This is a genomic window from uncultured Planktosalinus sp. (assembly GCF_963973675.1).
In the GTDB taxonomy this organism is placed as follows: Bacteria; Bacteroidota; Bacteroidia; order Flavobacteriales; family Flavobacteriaceae; genus Planktosalinus.
Genome location: NZ_CAXBAN010000405.1, coordinates 1 through 2274, shown reverse-complemented (window position 1 = coordinate 2274; position 2274 = coordinate 1). Strand labels below are relative to the sequence as shown.

4 protein-coding genes are annotated in these 2274 nt (G+C 37.1%); 3 read left to right on the top strand and 1 reads right to left on the bottom strand.

Features of this window, described 5'->3' with window-relative positions; genetic code table 11:
• The first annotated feature begins 93 nt into the window (after positions 1-93).
• The 3 genes from AACY61_RS12690 to AACY61_RS12680 are packed head-to-tail and all read left to right on the top strand — an operon-like array spanning position 94 to position 1728.
• Positions 94-681 carry a sugar nucleotide-binding protein gene (locus tag AACY61_RS12690; protein WP_339611948.1) on the top strand — a complete coding sequence of 196 codons (588 nt, stop codon included), beginning with the start codon at positions 94-96 and terminating at the stop codon, positions 679-681.
• Entirely contained in the window at positions 678-959 is a 282-nt protein-coding gene (locus tag AACY61_RS12685) for a 4a-hydroxytetrahydrobiopterin dehydratase (RefSeq protein ID WP_339611947.1), read from the top strand. The genes AACY61_RS12690 and AACY61_RS12685 overlap by 4 nt, the downstream gene beginning before the upstream one ends.
• 55 nt (positions 960-1014) lie before the next feature.
• A complete protein-coding gene (locus tag AACY61_RS12680; protein WP_339611946.1) occupies positions 1015-1728 on the top strand; it encodes a YebC/PmpR family DNA-binding transcriptional regulator in 714 nt (237 codons plus the stop codon).
• On the opposite strand, the gene AACY61_RS12675 is transcribed toward AACY61_RS12680, so the two are convergent.
• On the bottom strand, positions 1725-2274 hold a 550-nt coding region (locus AACY61_RS12675; RefSeq protein WP_339611945.1), incomplete at its 5' end, for a polysaccharide biosynthesis protein. The two genes, AACY61_RS12680 and AACY61_RS12675, sit on opposite strands and share 4 nt — an antisense overlap.

The following is a 2274-nucleotide window of genomic DNA, read 5'->3' as shown; positions in this document are numbered from 1 at the left end:
TTAAACACCACTTAGCCCTCAGTAATCATTTCTTGCTTTGGAGGAAACTATACGAGTTTACTCAAAGTGCATCAAAAACTCTGTTCCTATGTTTTGACCACCAAAAGGTGTCGTTTATTTTATATTTCAACTGTAAAAGTGTTTGATGGAATCAGAAATTTTCCGGCCTTGGAAAATGACAAAGCATTTGCCGTATCAAAGTCAGGAAAACTAGCCCTTACTGTTGAAAAATTACTAAAACAACTTCCTCCACAACAATGCACCATCGTTAGGTTGCCACTTGTTTTGGGAGTGAATGCCCCAGAAATTACAAAGTTAAAATATGCCATTGCTACTCAGGATGTGTTTGAAATCTATCCTGATTTAGTTGTGAATGTAACAACAGATACCCGAATATCACAACAGCTTCATTATTTGGTCAATCAATCAAAATATGGTATTTTTCATAGTGGATCGACTGATTTGATTCATCACAGTGATTTGTTTGAAGAAATTTCAGAAAAACTGGGTTCCATCAGACCTCTTTTTAAAAGGGTTTATGAATCCAACGCAGATCGCTTTGAGGCTGTGCTCCCAAAAAAAAGCTACAGTCTTGAAGAACACAAATACAGTGTGCTTGATGTTATTAATGAAGTTACACTTAATCAAAACATTCCAACTTTAAAAACCACATTATTATGAGTAAATTATCAGAAAGTCAAATCAAAGAACAGTTAAAACACATTGAAGACTGGGAGTATAGTGACAATGCCATTCATACAACCATTGAGTTTTCAGATTTTAAAGACTGTTTTACAGTAATGACCCGTATTGCCTTTGAAGCAGAAAATTTAAACCACCACCCTGACTGGAGCAATGTCTACAACAAACTAAGTATTTCTCTAAGTTCACATGAGGCAGGTGGTTTAACGGAAAAAGATTTCCAGTTAGCCCAAATAATTGATGGCATCATTAGTTAATTGTTTTGTAGAATTAGTATTTTTGAATTCTAAATTTTAGAACACAAATCACAGTATGGGAAGAGCATTTGAATTCAGGAAGGCAAGAAAGATGAAACGCTGGTCAGCTATGTCAAAAGCCTTTACACGCATTGGAAAAGACATTGTAATGGCTGTAAAAGAAGGGGGACCTGACCCTGACACTAATTCGCGTTTACGAGCCGTTATTCAAAACGCAAAGGCAGTCAATATGCCCAAAGACAATATTGAACGTGCCATAAAACGTGCTTCAGATAAAAATCTTGGTGACTATAAAGAAGTGCTTTTCGAAGGGTATGCCCCCCATGGAATTGCCATTTTGGTTGAAACCGCAACAGACAACAACACACGAACCGTTGCCAATATTCGTTCCTATTTTAATAAATGTGACGGAAACATGGGTACCAGCGGATCGGTGTCATTTATGTTTGATCATACCTGTAATTTTAGAATTCAAAAAACGGAACTGGACCTTGAAGAATTAGAGCTCGAACTCATCGACTTTGGTGTTGAAGAGGTTTTTGAAGACGAAGATGGCATCCTGATTTATGCTCCTTTTGAAAGTTTTGGCGCCATCCAGAAATACCTTGAAGAAAACGAACTCGAAATATTATCATCTGGTTTTGAAAGAATTCCTCAGGTTACCAAAAAACTCACTGAAGATCAGGCAGCCGATGTAGAAAAACTCCTGGAAAAAATTGAAGAAGATGATGATGTTCAAAATGTGTATCACGCAATGGATGAAAATTAATCATCCAGGTTCTGAAACTTTGAATTTTCACTTTTATACTCGGGTACTATTCCTTTGAGCAGTTTTACTACATCTTCCTCACTTCCCCGTAAAGCGGCTTTAATGATCTTTTCATAATGTGGTGAAATCTTTTTAAAGTTTTGAGGGGTATCTTTTGCAACCATAATTTTATTGTGGTGTGTTGGTAAATTCAAAGAAGTATCAGCCAGTAATTCTTCAAATAGTTTTTCACCGGGCCTCAAACCGGTAACTTTAACCTGAATATCCTCACCGGGAATTAAGCCCGAAAGTTGAATCATTCGTTTAGCCAAATCCATTATACGCACAGGATCTCCCATATCAAAAACAAAGATTTCACCTCCTTTACCCATAGTTCCTGCTTGCAATACAAGTTGACAGGCTTCAGGAATCGTCATAAAATATCTTATGATATCGGGGTGGGTAACTGTTACAGGACCGCCTTTAGCAATTTGCCGCTTAAAATGCGGAATTACGGAACCATTGGACCCTAAGACATTTCCAAATCGCGTAGTTATAAATTTTGTG

Bases quoted from the DNA above. Each gene is read 5' to 3' on its own strand.
- AACY61_RS12680 (WP_339611946.1), top strand. From the start codon at position 1,015: ATGGGAAGAGCATTTGAATTCAGGAAGGCAAGAAAGATGAAACGCTGG.
- AACY61_RS12685 (WP_339611947.1), top strand. From the start codon at position 678: ATGAGTAAATTATCAGAAAGTCAAATCAAAGAACAGTTAAAACACATT.